17 protein-coding genes are annotated in these 18,040 nt (G+C 71.5%); 10 read left to right on the top strand and 7 right to left on the bottom strand.

Going from position 1 to position 18,040, the window contains the following annotated elements; genetic code table 11:
* On the top strand, positions 1–364 hold a 364-nt coding region (locus CS062_RS07930; protein WP_233217966.1), incomplete at its 5' end, for a methyl-accepting chemotaxis protein.
* Positions 365–565: 201 nt separating this feature from the next.
* Here the strand turns inward: CS062_RS07930 and CS062_RS07925 are convergent.
* Positions 566–1,312, bottom strand: a complete 747-nt coding sequence (locus CS062_RS07925) for a sulfite exporter TauE/SafE family protein (protein ID WP_099861020.1) — start codon at positions 1,310–1,312, stop codon at positions 566–568.
* Positions 1,313–1,396: 84 nt separating this feature from the next.
* Here CS062_RS07925 and CS062_RS07920 point away from each other — a divergent pair, with 84 nt between their 5' ends.
* The 4 genes from CS062_RS07920 to CS062_RS07905 all read left to right on the top strand — a co-directional run bounded on the left by CS062_RS07920 (position 1,397) and on the right by CS062_RS07905 (position 5,411).
* Positions 1,397–2,365, top strand: coding sequence for a LysR family transcriptional regulator (locus tag CS062_RS07920; protein WP_158238706.1), 969 nt, complete (start codon positions 1,397–1,399; stop codon positions 2,363–2,365).
* 77 nt (positions 2,366–2,442) lie between these two features.
* Complete coding sequence (locus tag CS062_RS07915) at positions 2,443–3,459, top strand: aldo/keto reductase (RefSeq protein WP_099860996.1); 1,017 nt, start codon at positions 2,443–2,445, stop codon at positions 3,457–3,459.
* Between the two features lie 171 nt (positions 3,460–3,630).
* Positions 3,631–4,623 carry a diacylglycerol/lipid kinase family protein gene (locus CS062_RS07910; protein ID WP_099860994.1) on the top strand — a complete coding sequence of 331 codons (993 nt, stop codon included), beginning with the start codon at positions 3,631–3,633 and terminating at the stop codon, positions 4,621–4,623.
* Positions 4,620–5,411, top strand: coding sequence for a metallophosphoesterase family protein (locus CS062_RS07905; RefSeq protein ID WP_099860992.1), 792 nt, complete (start codon positions 4,620–4,622; stop codon positions 5,409–5,411). Before CS062_RS07910 ends, CS062_RS07905 begins: the two co-directional genes overlap by 4 nt.
* On the opposite strand, the gene CS062_RS07900 is transcribed toward CS062_RS07905, so the two are convergent.
* Positions 5,381–6,226: a phosphatase PAP2 family protein gene (locus CS062_RS07900; protein WP_158238705.1), complete on the bottom strand. Its 846-nt coding sequence runs from the start codon at positions 6,224–6,226 to the stop codon at positions 5,381–5,383. The two genes, CS062_RS07905 and CS062_RS07900, sit on opposite strands and share 31 nt — an antisense overlap.
* A 93-nt stretch (positions 6,227–6,319) precedes the next feature.
* Positions 6,320–6,574, bottom strand: coding sequence for a hypothetical protein (locus CS062_RS07895; protein WP_099860986.1), 255 nt, complete (start codon positions 6,572–6,574; stop codon positions 6,320–6,322).
* Between the two features lie 160 nt (positions 6,575–6,734).
* On the opposite strand from CS062_RS07895, the gene CS062_RS07890 reads away from it, so the two are divergent.
* The 5 genes from CS062_RS07890 (at position 6,735) to corA (ending at position 12,934) form a co-directional block, all read left to right on the top strand.
* A complete protein-coding gene (locus CS062_RS07890) occupies positions 6,735–7,742 on the top strand; it encodes a LysR family transcriptional regulator (RefSeq protein WP_199174198.1) in 1,008 nt (335 codons plus the stop codon).
* Between the two features lie 216 nt (positions 7,743–7,958).
* Entirely contained in the window at positions 7,959–9,047 is a 1,089-nt protein-coding gene (locus tag CS062_RS07885; RefSeq protein ID WP_099860984.1) for an extracellular solute-binding protein, read from the top strand.
* Positions 9,048–9,102: 55 nt separating this feature from the next.
* Complete coding sequence (locus CS062_RS07880) at positions 9,103–10,743, top strand: ABC transporter permease (RefSeq protein WP_099861017.1); 1,641 nt, start codon at positions 9,103–9,105, stop codon at positions 10,741–10,743.
* Positions 10,740–11,858 (top strand): GNAT family N-acetyltransferase, encoded by a 1,119-nt coding sequence (locus CS062_RS07875; RefSeq protein WP_099860982.1) that lies wholly within the window; start codon positions 10,740–10,742, stop codon positions 11,856–11,858. The genes CS062_RS07880 and CS062_RS07875 overlap by 4 nt, the downstream gene beginning before the upstream one ends.
* Positions 11,859–11,965: 107 nt before the next feature.
* Positions 11,966–12,934, top strand: coding sequence for a magnesium/cobalt transporter CorA (gene corA, locus CS062_RS07870; RefSeq protein ID WP_099860980.1), 969 nt, complete (start codon positions 11,966–11,968; stop codon positions 12,932–12,934).
* A gap of 31 nt (positions 12,935–12,965) precedes the next feature.
* Here corA and CS062_RS07865 read toward each other — a convergent pair whose 3' ends face one another.
* The 4 genes from CS062_RS07865 to CS062_RS07850 form a co-directional block, all read right to left on the bottom strand.
* Entirely contained in the window at positions 12,966–14,030 is a 1,065-nt protein-coding gene (locus tag CS062_RS07865) for a tartrate dehydrogenase (protein WP_099860978.1), read from the bottom strand.
* Between the two features lie 105 nt (positions 14,031–14,135).
* A complete protein-coding gene (gene hpaI, locus CS062_RS07860; protein ID WP_099861016.1) occupies positions 14,136–14,936 on the bottom strand; it encodes a 4-hydroxy-2-oxoheptanedioate aldolase in 801 nt (266 codons plus the stop codon).
* A 5-nt stretch (positions 14,937–14,941) separates the two neighbouring features.
* Complete coding sequence (locus CS062_RS07855; RefSeq protein ID WP_099860976.1) at positions 14,942–16,393, bottom strand: NAD-dependent succinate-semialdehyde dehydrogenase; 1,452 nt, start codon at positions 16,391–16,393, stop codon at positions 14,942–14,944.
* 72 nt (positions 16,394–16,465) lie between these two features.
* On the bottom strand, positions 16,466–18,037 hold the full coding sequence (locus tag CS062_RS07850; RefSeq protein ID WP_099861014.1) for a UxaA family hydrolase: 1,572 nt from the start codon (positions 18,035–18,037) through the stop codon (positions 16,466–16,468).
* Positions 18,038–18,040 lie beyond the last annotated feature (3 nt).

Here is an 18,040-nt window from a genome sequence, read left to right as displayed (position 1 = left end):
TGTCGCCGCGGAGGTGCGCCACCTCGCCAAGCGCAGCGCCGCCGCCGCCGGCGAGGTCAAGGTGCTGATCGGCGAATCGGTCACCCGCGTCGAGCGCGGCCAAGCGGAGGTGCAGGCCGCCGGCACCGCGATCGCGGCCATCGAGCGCGGCATCGGCGCGGTCGGCGGCGAGATCGAGCGGATCGCTCATGAGGTGGCCGAGGAGGCCGGCGGGCTCCAGCAGCTGCGCGGCACCTTTACCGACGTCGAGCGCATGGTCCAGCAGAACGCTGCCCTGGTGGAGGAAGCGGCCGCCTCGGCCGCGTCGCTCAACGATCAGGCGGAGCGGATGAACGAGCTGGCATCGGCATTCCGGCTGGCGTGACGCTGGCCCTGACCAGCAAGGCACGCGCCTCGTCGAGCACCTCGACCAGCTCGGCCGCGGCGACCTGGATCGCGAAGGCGTGCGTGTCGGCGTCCGCCGGACACCGGTCGCGGGTCGAGTCCTGGAGCCACAAGGCGAGCCGGTAGGCGCGCTCGAGCCGTGCGCCGACGGCGCAGCTTCCATCGGTGAAAAGCCCGGCGCTCACAGCCCGCGCCACAGGTTGGCCGCGCCCAGCACGATGAACACCAGGAACAGCGCGCGCTGGAAGGTCGTGGCGCTGATGCGGGCGCGCACCGCCGCGCCGAGCGCCAGCCCGACCGCAGCGCCGGCCAGGGCGACAAGGGACGGAATGGACAGCAGGCCCTCGCCGTCCAGGGCCTGCAGCCGCGCCGCCAGCGCCAGCGTCGCGACGGTGAAGGACAGGCCGAGCGCCTGGATCATGGTGTCCTTGTCCAGGCGCAGCGCCTGCAGGTAGGGCACCAGCGGCAGCGCGAAGACGGCGGTGGCCGCGGTGACGAAGCCGGTGGCCAGTCCGACGGCCAGGCCGATCCACCAGGCGTCGGCCGCCACTGCGGGCACCACCGGTTTCCACAGCCCCCAGAGCCCGTAGACGATCAGGATGGCGCCCAAGGCCAGCCGCGCGTCGATCGGCACGAGGGTGGCCAGGTCGGGACTCCAGACCGTCGTGATCGCCAGGCCGGCCCAGAGCGGCCAGAGCGTCGCGACCAGCCGCCGTCCCGCCGGTCCGCGACACTGCGCGACATTGGTCACCAGGGCGGGCACCACCAGCAGCGCGGCGGCCTGCGCCGGCGCCATCCACAGGCCGAGCAGGCTCATGGCGACCGTCGGCAGGCCCATGCCGGTGATGCCCTTGACGCCGCCGGCCAGGACGAAGACCAGCCCGATGCCGAGCCAGGGCGCGAGCGCCGCGAAAGAGATCGACTGCATGCGCCGCATCTTCATCGCCGGAGGGGGCGGTGTCGATCTCGATGTGCGGCGGATATCCTTCGCCTCTGCAAGAGGATGGGCCCGATGACTGCCGCCAACACCCGCTCCCGCCCCGCCGCGCGACCGATCGACTACCGCGTCGATCCCTTCGACCTGCAGCTGTTCGAGGCGGTGGTCGCGCAGGGCTCGATCACCGCCGGTGCGGCGGCGATGGGCCTGTCGCTCGCGGCGGCGAGCGCGCGGCTCAAGGCGCTGGAGCATCGCGTCGGCGTGCGCCTGCTCGACCGTTCCAAGACCGGCGCCGTGGCGACCGACGCGGGCCGCGCGTTGTCGCGCCAAGCGCACCGGGTGCTGGCGGAGCTCGATTCGCTGCATGTCGCGATGTCGGCCTTCGGGCACGGGCTGCGCGGCACGGTCCGTCTGCTGGGCAACACGGCGGCGATGGTCGAGGCGCTGCCGCCGCGGCTGGGGCCCTTCCTGGCCGCGCATCCGGACCTCGACCTCGAGCTGCAGGAGATGGCCAGCGACGCCGCGTTGCAGGCGCTGCGAGGCGGTGTCGCCGATGTGGCGGTGGTCGCGAACCATGTCGACACCACCGGCCTGAGCGCCCACCCCTGGCTGGAAGACGAACTGGTCGCGCTGCTGCCGGCGAGCCCGCGTCGGCGGGCGGCGTCGATCCGTTTCGTCGAGCTGCTGGACCGGCCCTTCGTCGGCCTGGGCGCCGAGGCGGGCCTGAGTCGATTCCTGCAGGCGCAGGCGGCGCGCAGCGGTCGGGTGCCGAAGCATCGGGTGCGGGTGTCGAGCTTCGAGGCCGTCGCGCGCCTGGTCGAAGCGGGCGCCGGTGTCGCCGTCATGCCGCGCGGCGCGGCGAGGCGGCAGATGTCGGCGGGTCTGCGCGTCGTGGCGCTCGACGATGCCTGGGCCCGTCGCACGCTGCTGCTGTGCCACACGGCGCAGGCGCCGTCGCTGCCGGGCGTGCGGGCCCTGATCGATGCGCTGCTGCTCGCGCCCCGGGGCGATGCGCGCCCTGTCACACCGGCAAGGCCGGCTTGAAGGACCCGATTCGGCTTCATGAATCGCGGTCCAGGCTCTAGATTGGTAGCACCCTCATTGCGATGGAAAGGACTCCCATGGCCCTCAAAGACCTGCTCCCCGGCCGGCTCGGCTTCGGCACCGCGCCGCTGGGCAACATGTTCCGCGACATCCCCGAGGCCGAAGCCCGGGCGACCGTCGATGCCGCGTGGAACGACGGCATCCGCTACTTCGACAACGCGCCGTTCTACGGCGCCGGCCTGGCCGAGATCCGCATGGGCGAGGCGCTCGCCGGCCGCCCGCGCGACGACTACGTCATCAGCACCAAGGTCGGGCGGCTGGTGCTGGACGAGATCGAGGACGTCAGCGCTCGCGACTTCGGCGAGAAGGGCGAGGTCTTCAAGTACGGCCGTCCCAACAAGATCGTCAACGACTATTCCGAGGATGCGACGCTGCGCTCGATCGAGGACAGCCTCCAGCGCCTCAAGACCGATCGCATCGAGATCATCTGGGTGCACGACGTCGCGCAGGACTTCTACGGCGACGAATGGCTCGGCGTCTTCGAGTCCGCGCGCAAGGGCGCGTTCAAGGCGCTGGACCGGCTGCGGGATGAAGGCGTGATCCAGGCCTGGGGCCTGGGCGTGAACCGGGTCGAGCCGATCGAGCTGGCGATGGCGCTCGATAGCGCCCGGCCCGACGGCTTCCTGCTCGCCGGCCGCTACACGCTGCTCGACCATGAACGCGCGCTGCAGCGCGTGATGCCCGAGGTCGCCCGGCAAGGGCTGGGCATCGTCGTCGGCGGCCCGTACAGCTCCGGCGCGCTGGTCGGCGGTCCCAACTTCGAGTACGCGCCGGCCAGTCCGCAGATCCTGGACAAGGTCGCACGCATCAAGGCGATCGCCGATCGCCACCGCATCAGCATGAAGGCGGCCGGCCTGCAGTTCGCGCTCGCCAATCCGGCGGTGGCCGCGGTGATTCCCGGCGCCAGCAAGCCGGAACGCCTCGCCGAGGACCGGGCCGCGCTCAACGAGCGCATTCCCGCCGACTTCTGGCGCGAGTTGCGTCAGGCGCGGCTGGTGCATCCGGACGCGCCCCTGCCCGGCGGCATCGCCTGAACGACGCGGCGGCGTGCCGCCCCGCGCTCGCGGGGCCGACCGGCGCGAGGGCCAGGCCGTGACAGTGCGCGGCCGGTAGTGCCGCGCCGGGTCACGGCGACCGGTCGGGCGTCCCGCTTGCCGAGGCGGGTATCGTCCCGACTTTCCTGCCCGCCGCCGCGCCCAACGCCCATGTCCGTGCCGCTCGCGCCTCGCTCCGCGCCGCTTTTCGTCGTGTTCAACCGCGCCTCGGGCCGAGGCGATCGTGACGAGCTCGGTCCCGCCGTCGAGGCCGCCTGCCGCGCGGCGGGCCGTGTCTGCGAGCTGCTGCCTGTCGAGGAGCCGGGCCGCCTGGCCGACACGGCAAGGGAGGCGGTGCGGCGTGCGTCCGAGGCCGGTGGCGTCGTCGTGGCCGCGGGCGGCGACGGCACCATCAACTGCGTCGCGCAGGCGGTGCTCGGCAGCGGCTGCGCCTTCGGCGTGCTGCCCCGGGGCACCTTCAACTACTTCGCGCGCACCCACGGCATTCCCGCCGAGCTGGACGGCGCGCTGCGCGTGCTGCTCGAGGAGCGCGCGGTGCCGGTCCAGGTCGGGTTTCTCAACGACCGGGTCTTCCTCGTCAATGCGAGCCTCGGCTTGTATTCGCAGTCGCTCGAGGACCGCGAGGTCTGGAAGCGGCAGTTCGGCCGCAGCCGGGTCATCGCCATCGGGGCGGTGCTCGCAACCATCCTGCGCGGTCATCGCAGCCTCGGGCTGACGATCGAGTCGCACGGCCCACCGCGCAAGGTCCGCACGCCGACGGTCTTCGTCGGCAACAACGCGCTGCAGATGGAGCAGGTCGGCCTGCCCGAGGCGCAGGCGATCGACCAGGGCGCGCTGGCCGGCGTGATGCTCAAGCCGGTGGGCCGATGGGGCCTGCTGAAGCTGTTGGTGCGCGGCGCCATGGGCCGCCTGGCCGAGGCGGACCAGATCGTCAATTTCGCCTTCCGCCGCTTGACGGTCCGGGATCGGCGCTTCGGCGCGCGGCGGGTGAAGGTCGCCACGGACGGGGAGGTCCTCTGGATGCGGCTGCCGCTGCGCTTCGAGGTCTCGCCCCACCGGCTGATGCTGATCCGCCCCCCGGGTCTGGCGGAGGAGCGCCGACAGGCCCAGGCCAGCCTGGCCGAGGCGGAGTCCGGGCGATGACGCTCGTGCTGCAGATGTCCGATCCGCACTTCGGCACCGAGCGGCCGATGGCGCTGGCCGCGCTGGAGCGGCTGTGCACCGAGCTGCGGCCCGATGTGCTGCTGATCACCGGCGACATCACCCAGCGCGCGCGGCCGATCGAGTTCTCCCGCGCCCGGGCCTTCGTCGACAAGCTTGGCATTCCGGCGCAACTGGTCATTCCCGGCAATCACGACATCCCGCTCTATGCGCTGCCGACGCGGCTGCTGCATCCCTACCAGCGCTACGAGCGCGCCTTCGGTCCGGTCCGGGACGGCGAGTTCGAGACCGACGACCTGCTGCTGATCGCGCTCAACACGACCCGGCGCTACCGGCACACGAACGGAGAAGTCTCGGAACGTCAGATCGAGCGCACCGCGCAGCGGCTGGCCCGGGCGCGAGCCGGTCAGGTGAAGCTGGTGGCGGTCCACCAGCCGGTGGCGGTGACACGCGCGTCGGACCTGGAGAACCTGCTGCGCGGTCATGCCAAAGCCGCGCGGCGCTGGGCGGAGGCCGGCGTCGATGCGATCGTCGGGGGCCACATCCACCTGCCTTACGTGCTGCCGCTGCATGCCCACCGGCCGGACCTGCCGCGGCCGGTCTGGGCCGTCCAGGCCGGCACCGCGCTGAGCACGCGGGTGCGGGGCGGCATCCCCAATTCGGTGAACCTGATCCGGACCGAGCGGGGCGAGGCGGCCGTCGTCGAGCGCTGGGACGTCGACGAGACCGCGGGCCAGTTTCAGCGCGTGAGTTCGACGCCGCTCGCCTGAGCCGCGATGCGCCGGCGCTTCGCCCAGCGCGCGAGCTCGATGCTGGCGATCGACACCGTCAGCCAGGCCGCGCCCGAGGCGAAGCCGGCGAGGACGTCGCTCGGGAAGTGGACGCGCAGGAACACCCGGCTCGCGCCGATCGAGAAGGCGAGCCCGGCGGCCGCGATCCAGGCTGGCACATGCCAGCGCCGCGGCAGCAGCCGCACCGCGAGGTAGGCGAGCATGCCCATGGCGATCACGGCGCCCGAGCTGTGGCCGCTGGGGAAGCTGAAGCCGTCCTCGGTCAGCCAGCGGGTCGGGTGGATCGGCCGGGCGCGCTCGAAGACCTGCTTCAGCGTCGGATTGAGGGCACCGTTGCCCAGCATCGCCAGCGCCCAGCCGAGCGCCAGCCCGCGGCGGCGCAGGACCAGCAGGCCCACGGTGACCGCCACGCCCAGGGTGATCAGCGTCTCGCGGTTGCCGACCAGGGTGAGCAGGTAGAAGGCACGCAGCGCCGCGTCGGGCACCTGACCGATCATCGCGACGATGAAGGCCTCGTCGAGCTGGCCGAGGGTCGGCTCGGCATGGAGCTCCTCCGCGATCGCGGCGAACAGCATCGCGCCGCCGACCAGGCAGGCGAAGCCCGCCGCGAAGCGCAGCAGCAGGGCGATGGGGGAGAGCGGCTCGGGCGTCGCGACCGAGGAGCCGCGCAGGGGCAGCAGCGCGCGGGCGACGAGGCCTGCGGTGAGCATCACCAGCAGCAGGAGCACGGCGTAGATCGCCAACGCATGGCCGCCGGCGAAGCGGGCGGCGTCGAGAAGGGTCGGATCGGGCATGCGGGCGATCATCCCAAGAAAAAAGCCGGACCTTTCGGCCCGGCTCAATCCTTGCAGGAGCGGACGCGGGTCAGGCGTCCGGAGGAGACTCGATCAATACATCATCCAGCCGTTGCGGGCGACGCGGCGCAGCGAGAAGGCCAGGTCCGGGCGCTCGGCCGACTGCTCGGAGGCGGCCTGCAGCACCGCATCGCGGGGGCGGATCTCGGCGGCGGCGTTGACGAATTCGACGACCGCGTGGCCGGCGCGCAGGGCCAGGCTCACCAGACGCTCGCCGGCGGCGCTCGCGGCGCGGACCCGGGCTGCGTCGGCAGCCATCACTTGGACATTCAGCGTGGTGGTGATCATGGCGGTTCCCTTCTGAGGTGATGTTCGGTGGCGCTTGCTTGGCGGGTGGCCTTGCGCCATGGCCGAGATATTGCGGTTTTTACGTAGGGCACGCCAATTGCGCTTCGGAATCGGGCCATCACCGCCAGAAATGACCCGTGACGGAATTAGCATCCGGCGCATGAGCATCCCCCGCCCCGTCAACTTCCGGACGCTGGACCTGAACCTGCTGCGCGTCTTCGACGTGGTGATGGAAGAGCGGCATGTCACCCGGGCCGCGCATCGGCTGGCCATCACCCAGCCGGCCGTCAGCAATGCGCTGCGCCGGCTGCGGGAGGCGACCCACGAGGAACTGTTCATCCCGTCCTCCACCGGCGTCGAGCCCACGCCGCATGCCCAGGCACTGTGGCCGGTGGTGCGGCGCGCGCTCTCCAGCCTGCAGCAGGCGCTGGAGCCGCAGATCTTCGACCCCCGCGCCGCCGGCAACACGGTCAGCTTCACGCTGGCCATGGCCGACGCCACCGCGGCCCTGGTGGTGCCGCAGCTGGCGCGGCGTTTCCTGGACGAGGGGATTCATGTCGGCCTGCGGGTGGTGCCGCTGACCACCCGCGACCCGCGCGAGCTGCTGGAGCAGGGCTGGGCGGACCTGGCCATCGGCTTCTTCCCCGACCTGACCGAGCAACTGCTGGTCGAGGACGACAGCGCCGCCTTCCGCCGCGAGGCGCTCTATGCCAGCCGCTATGTCTGCGTGATGCGCGCCGACCATCCGCTGGCCGCGCCCGGCGCGCTGACGCTGGACGCCTACTGCGCGGCGCAGCACCTGCGGGTCAGCTTCGCGGGACGGGCGCACGGCTTCGTCGACGACGCCCTGGCGATGATTGGCCGCAAGCGCACCGTCGCGATGACGGTCAACAGCTTCTTCACCGGCACGATGGCGGTGCAGCAGTCCGACCTGATCACGGTGCTGCCGGACAGCTTCGTGCCCGCGACCGGCTTCGCGGGGCAGCTCGCCTGCCGGCATCTGCCCTTCGCGCTGCGTGGCATCGACATCAGCCAGGTCTGGCATGTGCGCGCCGAGCCCGATCCCGCCCAGCGCTGGCTGCGCCAGGTGATCGGCGAGATCTCGGACGTGATCGCCGCGGGCGCCCGGGCGCTGCCGCAGACGGCCCCGCCGGCCGAGCCCGCCTGAGCGACCGGCGGTCCTCCGGCGCCCCGAAGGCCCGGAAACCCGAGCGCGCGGGCGCCGCCGGACGGCATGCATCAATTCCTTCGCCTCCCCCAGTATTTGTCTCCTTGCCGCTTCGGAGGCCAGCACCTAAAGTGCGCCACTCCTCAGATGAGAGTAATTCTCATCGACAGGTTCCGGTTCCACCGTCCTCCGGGATGCCAGCGAAAGAGACCCACGATGCGCTCACTGACGACCTCCTTCCGACCCTCCTTGCGCCCGATCGGGGCCGCCGCGGCGCTGGCGCTGTCCGGCCTGGCCATCACCCTCGCGGTCGCCCCAGCGGTGGCGCGCGCCGCGGCGCCGGCCGGCGGCGAACTGACGCTCTACACGACGCGCGAGGTCGCGCTGATCCAGCCGCTGTTGTCGGCCTTCACCGCCCGCACCGGCACCAAGGTCAACACCGTGTTCGTGAAGGATGGGCTGCTGGAGCGCGTCAAGGCCGAGGGCGCGCGCTCGCCGGTCGACCTGCTGATGACGGTGGACGTGGGCAATCTGGTCGACCTGGTCGAGGGCGGCGTGACCCAGCCGCTGAAGTCGGCCGAGGTCGAGGCGGCGGTGCCGGCCACCCTGCGCGCCGCGGACGGGCAGTGGACCGCGCTGTCGATGCGGGCCCGGGTGCTGTACGCCGACCAGGCGCTCAAGGCCGGCCCGATCCGCTACGAGGACCTGGCCGACCCGAAGTGGAAAGGCAAGGTCTGCACCCGTTCCGGCCAGCATCCCTACAACACGGCGCTGGTGGCCGCGATGATCGCGCACGACGGCGAGGCCCGGACCGAGCAGTGGCTGCGCGGCCTGAAGGCCAACCTCGGCCGCAAGCCCACCGGCGGCGACCGCGACGTGGCCCGCGACATCCTGGGGGGCATCTGCGATGTCGGCCTGGCCAACTCGTATTACGTGGGCCAGATGAAGTCGTCGCAGCCGGGCAGCGACGCGCGCAAGTGGGGCGACGGCATCCAGGTGCTGAAGCCGACCTTCGCCGCGAAGGGCTCCGGCACGCATGTGAACATCAGCGGCGCCGCGCTGGCCAAGCATGCGCCCAACCCGGCCGCGGCGCGGGCGCTGCTGGCCTTCCTGGTGTCCGAGCCGGCGCAGCAGCTCTATGCGCAGACCAACTATGAATACCCGGTGCGTGCCGGCGTCGCGCTGGATCCGCTGATCCAGTCGGCGATCGGGCCGGTCAAGGCCGACACCCTGCCGCTGACCGAGATTGCTCGTCATCGCAAGCAGGCCAGCCTGCTGATCGACAAGGTCGCCTTCGACCAGTGAGGGCGTGAGGACGGTCCTCGGCCGGCCGCGCGCGGTCGGCCCGCTCTGGCACGCGATGGCCACGGCGATCGCGCTGGCGGTGCTGGCGCCGCTCGTCGCGCTCGCCTGGACGGCGCTTGGCGCCGGGGCCGCGCATTGGGGCCATCTCGCCGCGCATGTGCTGCCGCTCGCGGCGGCGCAGACGGCGACCTTGCTGGCCGGCGTCGGGTTGCTGACGGCGCTCGTTGGGACCGGCAGCGCTTGGCTGGTGACGCGCACCGACTTCCCCGGTCGCGCCGTCTTGCAATGGGCGCTGCTGCTGCCGCTGACGGTGCCGACCTACATCGCGGCCTACAGCTACGTGGACCTGCTGCATCCGATCGGCCCCTTCCAGAGCGCGGTGCGCGCACTGCTGGGCTTCGAATCGCCGCGCCAGTTCCGCCTGCCCGATGCGCGCTCGATGATGGGCGCGGTGCTGGTGCTCTCGGCCGTTCTCTATCCCTACGTCTACCTGAGCATGCGCGCCATGTTCGCGACCCAGCCGGCCCGGCTGATGGAGGTCGCGCGCCTGCTCGGCGAGGGGCCATGGGGCGCGTTCCGGCGGGTCGCGCTGCCGATGGCGCGGCCGGCGCTGGCGGTCGGCGTGGGGCTGGTGCTGCTGGAGGTGCTGAACGATGTCGGCGCCTCGGAGTTCCTGGGCGTGACCACGCTGACGACCACCGTCTACACGACCTGGATCACCCGCTCCGACCTGGGCGCGGCGGCGCAGATCGCCTGCGCGATGCTGGCCATGGTGGCGCTGCTGGTCTGGCTGGAACGCCAGGGGCGACGGCGTCGTCGCGCCGGCACCGTCCATGCGATGCGGCCCGCGCCGCGGCGCCGGCTGCGCGGGCTGCGAGCCGGGCTCGCGACGGCGGCGGCCGCGCTGCCGGTGCTGGTCGGCTTCGTGCTGCCGGCGGGCCATCTGGCGGTGCTGGCCGGCAAGCGTGCGGCCGAAGGGCACGGCCTGTCCCCCGAGGTGCTGGCCGGGGCGATGAACTCGGGGGGACTGGCGCTCGGCGTGACCGCGATCGCCGTGGGGGCCGGCTTGATCGTCGCCTGGGCCTCGCGTCCGACGGGCGGGGCGGGGCGCCGCCGCGCGTGGTGGCTGGGCAGCGCGGCGCTGGGCTATGGCATCCCCGGCACGGTGCTGGCGATCGGGCTGCTGCCGCCGGCGCTGGCGATGGACGGAGGGATCGCCGCCGCGCTGGGGCTGCCCGGCTTGCCGCTGATGAGCCTGGGCGCGGTGCTGGTCCTGGCCTGCGTCCTTCGTTTCCTGGCGCTGCCGATCGGTGGCGTCGAGGCCGGACTGGCGCGGCTGCCGGCGCCGCTGGAGCAGGTCGCGCGCAGCCTGGGCGAATCGCCCTGGGGCACGCTGCGCCGGGTCCACCTGCCGCTGCTGAGGCCGGCGCTTTCCGCCAGCGCGCTGCTGGTGTTCATCGATGTGATGAAGGAACTGCCGGCCTCGCTGCTGCTGCGGCCGGCCAACTTCGAGACCTTGCCGACGCTGCTGTACGCCGAGGCCGCGCGCGGCAGTTATGAGCACGGCGCGCTCGCGGCGCTGCTGATCGTGGCGGTGGGGCTGCCGGCGGTGCTGCTGCTGAGCCGAGAACCCGCGTCGGCATCGCCCTCGGCCGACGCGTCTCCCGCATTCATGCCGATGAAGGAAGCGACATGAGCACCCTGTCCCTCGAGGACCTCCAGGTCCGTTATCCCGGTGCCGCCGCCCCGGTCCTGCGTGGTCTGTCGCTGACCCAGCCGCTGGGGACCATCGCCTGCCTGCTCGGTCCGTCGGGCTGCGGCAAGAGCACGGCGCTGCGCGCCATCGCGGGCTTCGAGCCGCTGGAGGCGGGCCGCATCGCGCTGGCGGGACAGCTGTTGTCGGGCCCCGGCCTGCATGTCGAGCCGGAGCGACGCGGCGTCGGTCTGCTGTTCCAGGAGATCGCGCTGTTTCCACACCTGGATGCGGCGGCCAACGTGGGCTTCGGCCTTCGGCGCCGGCCGCGCGCGGAGCGCGACCGTCGCGTGCAGGAACTGCTGGCGATGGTGGGCCTGGACTCGCTCGGCGCGCGGATGCCGCATGAGCTGTCCGGTGGCCAGCAGCAGCGGATCGCGCTGGCGCGTGCGCTGGCGCCATCGCCGCGGTTGCTGCTGCTCGACGAGCCGTTCTCCAGCCTGGACGCGACCACCCGCGACCGCCTGGCCGGCGAGGTGCGCGACATCCTGCGCGCCGCCGGCCAGACCGCGTTGATGGTCACCCATGACCCCGACGAGGCCGAGTCGATCGGCGACTGGATCGGCGTGATGGACGGCGGGCGCCTGGTCGAGTGGCGTCCGACCCGGCGCTTCTCCTTGCGACCGGCCCTGCCGTCCGACATCGCCGCCTGCATCGAACTGCGCGGACGTACCCGGGAGAATGCCGTCCCAGCGGCGCGGTTGGCCGAGCTGGGCATCACTGAAGCGTCCTGGTCCGGGCAGGTGCGTGACGGAACCTTGCCGGGGATCGTCGCAGAGGTCGAGGGCCGCCTGGCCGGCTACTGCTTCGGAGATTCGAGGACCGGCGAGATCGTCGTGCTCGCACTGCTGCCCGCGCATGAAAAGCAGGGACTCGGGCGCGCGTTGCTGGGCCGCATGGTCGCGCAGCTGCGCGCGCTGGGGCACCAGCGCCTGTTCCTGGGGTGCTCCGACAACCCGGCGCACCGATCGCACGGCTTCTATCGTCGGCTTGGCTGGCGCCCGACCGGCGAGCGCGACGGCCATGGGGACGAAGTGCTGGAGCTTCCTCCCACCTGAGTCGCCCGCGTTGTCTCGGCGCCGCGGCGCCCCCTCGGTTTCTCTTGATGTCGCCTTGAGGCCATCCGGGCTACGCTCGCCGCAAGCAAGAACGAGCGAGACATCCCATGCTCATCAACTGTGTCGCCTATCGCGACGGCCGTCGGCTGGCCGATATCCAGCCCGAAGAGATCAGCGACTACCTGACGCAGCCCGACTGCTTCGTCTGGGTCGCGTTGCGGGACGCCTCCACCGAGGAGGTCCTCGCGATGAAGGAGGAGTTCGACCTGCACGAACTCGCGGTGGAGGACGCGTTGCACGGCCAGCAGCGGCCCAAGGTCGAGGAGTACGGCGACACGCTGTTCGCCGTCATGCAGACGGTGCAGTTCACGCCCACCGACGAGCTCTGCACCGGCGAGGTGTCCATCTTCGCCGGCAGCAACTTCGTGCTGTCGATCCGCAACCGCGTCGCCCAGAGCCTGCTGGGCGTGCGCGCCCGCGCGGAGCGGGAACCGCACATGCTCAAGCGCGGTCCGGGCTTCGTGATGTACGCGATCATGGACGCGGTCGTGGACCGCTACTTCCCGGTCATCGAGGCGCTGGAGGCGGAACTCGAGGCGATCGAGGCGCAGATCTTCGAACCCGGCGTCACCCGCGACAACATCCGCCGCGTGTATGAACTCAAGCAACGCGTCACCGTCGTCAAGCACGCGGTGTCGCCGCTGCTGGACGCCGTCGGCAAGCTGGTGCGCGGTCGCGTGCCGCCGGTCTGCGAGGACACGCGCGAGTACTTCCGCGACGTCTACGACCATCTGGAACGGATGCAGACGGCGCTCGATTCGCTGCGGGATACCGCGACGACGGTCATCCAGGTGCATCTGTCGATGGCCGCGATCGAGGACTCCGAGACCACCAAGCGCCTGGCGGCCTGGGCCGGGATCTTCGCGGCGGCCACCGCCTTCGCCGGGATCTGGGGCATGAACTTCGAGGTCATGCCGGAGCTCAAGTGGCGCTGGGGCTATCCCGCTGCGCTGGGCGTGATCACCGCGACCTGCGGCGTGCTGTTCTGGAGGTTCAGGAAGGCCGGCTGGTTGTAAGAAGGACCGTGGCCGGCGGCAATGGCCGTGCTCAGATCAGCTCGGCGATCGCCTTGCCCATCTCGGTCGTGTCCGCCTCGCCCCCCAGGTCGCGCGTGCGCGGCCCCGAAGCCAGCGTCTGCTCGATCGCCTTCAGGATCGCGTCGTGCGCGGCCTGCTCGCCCAGGAACTGCAGCATCAGCGCGCCCGACCAGATCATCGCCACCGGATTGGCGATGTTCTTGCCGTAGATGTCGGGCGCCGAGCCATGCACCGGTTCGAACAGGGAAGGGAAATTCCGCTCCGGGTTCAGGTTGGCCGACGGCGCCAGCCCGATCGTGCCGGTGGTCGCGGGCCCAAGGTCCGACAGGATGTCGCCGAACAGGTTGGACGCCACCACCACGTCGAAGCGCCCCGGCTGCAGCACGAAGCGCGCCGACAGGATGTCGATGTGCTGCTTGTCCACCGTCACCGACGGATAACCTGCACCGACCGCGTCCGCGCGTCCATCCCACCAGGGCATCGAGATCGCGATGCCGTTGCTCTTGGTCGCCACCGTGAGGTGGCGGCGCGGGCGGCCCTGCGCCAGCTCGAACGCGTACTTCAGCACCCGGTCCGCGCCGAAGCGCGAATAGACCGACTCCTGGATCACGATCTCGCGATCGGTGCCGGCGTACATCACCCCGCCGAGGTTGGTGTATTCGCCCTCGGTGTTCTCCCGCACCACGAGGTAGTCGATCTCGCCCGGCTTGCGATTGGCCAGCGGGCAGGGCACGCCCTCGAAGAGCCGCACCGGCCGCAGGTTGATGTACTGGTCGAACTCGCGACGGAACTTCAACAGCGACCCCCACAGCGAAACATGGTCCGGCACGGTCGCCGGCCAGCCCACCGCGCCGAAGAAGATGGCGTCCTGGCCCTGCAGTTGCGCCTTCCAGTCGTCCGGCATCATCTGGCCGGTCTGCTGGTAGTAGTCGCAGCTGGCCCACGCGATGTGGGTGAACTCGAACCGGATGCCGAAGCGCCTGGCAGCGGCCTCCAGCACCCGCAGGCCTTCGGGCATCACTTCCTTGCCGATGCCGTCGCCGGGGATGACGGCGATCTTGTACGTCTTGCTCATGGTCGTGCTTTCGATCTTGAAATCAACGGAGGTCGGAAGGGCGGACCGGGCGCGTCCGACCGTCCCGCGAAGCGGACGATCGTCGCGGGCGATCCACCGTCGTGATCAGTACGGCGAGCCGGTCGGCGCCGGCTGCGGCGGCGAGAGCTCGAAGTCTGCCGCAAGGCGCCGCGTGGCCTGTGCGAGCAGCGTGACGTCGATGCCGACCGCGACGAAGCGGGCGCCCAGCGACAGGTAGTGCCGCGCCAGCGCCGCATCGCCGGTCAGCGTGCCGGCCGCCTTGCCGCTGGTGACGATGGTGCGCAGGGCCGCGTCGATCGCCGCCTGCACCTCGGGATGCGTCGGATGGCCGCGATGGCCCATGGACGCCGCGAGGTCGGCGGGTCCGATGAACACGCCGTCGACGCCGTCCACCGCGCAGATCGACTCGAGGTTGCGCAACGCGGTGACCGTCTCGGCCTGCACCAGCACGCAGGTCTCGCCGTCGGCCTCGTCGAGGTAATGCCGGCGCAGGCCCCAGCGCGATGCGCGCGCCACCGCCGCCCCGACGCCACGCACGCCGTGCGGCGGGTAACGCGTCGCGGCCACCACCGCCGCCGCCTGCTCGGCGGTGTCGATCATCGGCACCAGCAGCGTCTGCACGCCGATGTCCAGCAGCTTCTTGAGACCGTCCTTGTCCGCATTGACCGCGCGCACCACCGGATGCGACGGATACGGCGCCACCGCCTGCAACTGCTGCAGGGTGCTGGTCAGCTCATTGGGCGCATGCTCGCCGTCGATCAGCAGCCATTGGAAGCCGGCGGTCGCGCAGACCTCGGCGCTGTAGGCCTGCGCCATCGACAGCCACAGGCCGATCTGCGGCCGGCCCGCGGCCAGGCCCTGCTTGAAGGCGTTGGAGAAGTGCATCGCGCTCATGACAGGCCTCCCTGGCAAACGTACTTGATGTGCAGGTAGTCGTCGAGCCCATGGGTGGAGCCCTCGCGCCCGTAGCCGGATTCCTTGACGCCGCCGAAGGGCGCGGCCTCCGCGGCGATCGCGCCCTCGTTCAGGCCGACGATGCCGCTCTCCAGCGCATCGGCGACCCGCCAGGCGCGCGCGAGGTCGCGGGTGTAGAAGTAGGCGGCCAGGCCGAAGGGCGTGTCGTTGGCGGCGGCGATGACCTCGTCCTCGCGCTCGAAGCGGAACACCGGCACCACCGGCCCGAAGGTCTCTTCCCGCCACAGCAGCATGTCGGTGGTCGCGCCGGTCAGCACCGTCGGCGCGAAGTAGTGGGGACCGGCCGCGATCTCGTCGCGCACCCGTCGGCCGCCGGCAACCGCGGTCGCGCCGCGCGCGAGCGCGTCCTGCACATGGCGCTCGATCTTCTCGACCGCGCGGGCATTGATCATCGGACCGATCTGCGAGTCGGCGCGGCTGGCCGGGCCGACCCGCAGCGCGCTCACTCGCGCCGCGAGCTGCTCGACGAAGCGGTCATGGATGCCCGCCTGGGCGAAGACGCGGTTGGGGCAGACGCAGGTCTGGCCGCCGTTGCGGAACTTGGCAGCCATCAGGCCGTCGACCGCCGCGTCGACATCGGCATCGTCGAAGACGATGAAGGGCGCATTGCCGCCGAGTTCCAGCGACAGCTTCTTGAGCGTGGCGGCCGACTCGCGGGCCAGGTGCTTGCCCACCGGCGTCGAGCCGGTGAAGGTGATCTTGCGCACGCGATCGTCGGCGAGCCACACATCGACGACCTCCGGCGTGCGCTCGCGCGAGGCGCAGACGAGGTTGAGCACGCCCGGCGGCAGGCCGGCCTCGACGGCCAGTTCGACCAGCGCCAGCGAAGTCAGCGGCGTGTCCTCGGCCGGCTTGGCGACGACGGTGCAGCCGGCGGCCAGCGCCGGCGCGATCTTGCGGGCGATCATCGCGGCGGGGAAGTTCCAGGGCGTGATCGCCGCGACGACGCCGACCGGCTCGCGCAGCGCCAGCATCCGGCGGCCCGCCACCGGGGCGGGAATGACCTCGCCGTTGGCCCGTGTGGCCTCCTCGGCGAACCACTCGATGTAGCTCGCCGCGTAGGCCACTTCCGCGCGTCCCTCGGCCAGCGGCTTGCCTTGCTCCCGCGAAATCAGCGCGCCCAGGCGGTCCTGGTCGCGCAGCAGGAGATCGTTCCAGCGCTTGAGCAGCGCGGCGCGCTGCTTGGCCGGCACCGCGCGCCAGCCGGCGAAGGCCGCCTGCGCGGCATCGACCGCGGCTCGCGCGTCCTCGGCGCGGCTGTCGGGCACCTCGGCGATGCGGCCGTCGTCGGCGGGATCGACGACCGGGAATCGGTCGCCGGCGGCCGCATCGCACCAGCGACCGGCAATGTGGTTCTGCGTCTGCATGAAAGGACCCGAAGGCGGAAGGAAGTCAGGGAGCGATGGATGCCGCGGCAACCGACACGGGTGCCGGCGCCGTCAGCTGACGATGCCCAGGTGCCAGGGCACGAACTCGTGGTCGCCCAGGCCGAGCCGCTCGCTCTTGGTCGGCTCGCCAGACGCGGTGCGCAGCAGGTGTTCGAAGATCTGACGGCCCATCTCTTCGATGCTGAGCGTGCCGTCGATGACCTGGCCGCAGTTGATGTCCATGTCTTCCTCGAGGCGGGTGAACATCGGCGTGTTGCTGGCCAGCTTGATCGTCGGCGCCGGCTTGGAGCCGAACATCGAGCCGCGGCCGGTGGTGAAGCAGATCAGGTTGGCGCCGCTGGCGATCTGGCCGGTGACCGCGACCGGGTCGTAGCCCGGCGAATCCATGAACACGAAACCGTGCTCGTCGATCGGCTCGGCGTACTCGTAGACCTGCCGCAGCGGCGTCGTGCCGCCCTTCATCGCGGAGCCCAGCGACTTCTCGAAGATGTTGGCCAGCCCACCGGCCTGGTTGCCGGGACCGACGACGCCGTTGAACTGCCCGTTGTGGCCGCGGGTGTACGCCTCCCACCAGGCCAGCCGGTCCAGCAGTTTCTGGCCGACCTCCGGGCTGATCGCGCGGCGGGTGAGCAGGTACTCGACGCCGTGGATCTCGGGCGTCTCCGACAGGATCGCGGTGCCGCCATGACGCACCAGCAGGTCCATCGCGGCGCCCAGCGCCGGATTGGCCCCGATGCCGGAGAAGCCGTCCGAGCCGCCGCATTCCAGCCCGATCTTCAGATGCGCGGCGCTGACCGGCTGGCGGGAGACGCGATTGGCGATCGGCAGCATCGCCTCGACGGCGCGGATGCCGGCCTCGATCGTGGCGCGGGTGCCGCCGGTGTCCTGCATCACCAGGGTGCGCAGCGTCTCGCCGGCCACCAGGTGCTGGGACTCCATCAGGCCGGCGACCTGGTTGCGCTCGCAGCCCAGGCCGACGATCAGCGCGCCGCCGAGGTTGGGGTGGCGCACATAGCCGGCGATCGTGCGACGCAGCAGGTCGAAATGCGGGCTGGGCGAGGACATGCCGCAGCCGGTGGTCTGCGCGAAGGCGACGACGCCGTCCACGTTCGGATAGGCCTTCAGCCGCTCCGGCGTGAAGTGCTCGGCGATGCGATTGATCGCGGTCGACGAGCAGTTGACCGACGCGAGGATGCCGATGAAGTTGCGCGTGGCGACGCGGCCATCCGCCCGCACGATGCCCTGGAAGGTGGCGCGCTCCGCTTCGGGCAGGTAGTCCACCGGCTTCACGTCCGCGCCGAAGGCGGGATCGCGGTGGAAGTCGACCAGCGCGATGTTGTGCGCATGGACGTAATCGCCGGCCTCGATGTCGCGCGCGGCCATGCCGATCACCGCGTTGTACTTGCGGATCGGCTCGCCGGCGGCGATGCGGCGCGCAGCGATCTTGTGGCCGGCCGGCACCTGCGCCTTCAGGCGCAGGCCGAATTCCGGCAGCACCTGACCGAGCGTCAGGGCCTGGCGCGCGATCAGCACGTTGTCGCCGGGATGCAGTCGCAGCAGCGGCGAGGCCGTCGCGGTCGCGGTCGACGCGGCGGCGGCCGCCTCGGCGGAATGGGCGTTCATCGA

The sequence above is a fragment of the Roseateles chitinivorans genome, from assembly GCF_002761755.1.
Classification (GTDB): domain Bacteria; phylum Pseudomonadota; class Gammaproteobacteria; order Burkholderiales; family Burkholderiaceae_C; genus Roseateles; species Roseateles chitinivorans.
The sequence above is the reverse complement of the archived record's forward strand: the minus strand, read 5'-3'. Positions and strand labels throughout refer to the sequence as shown.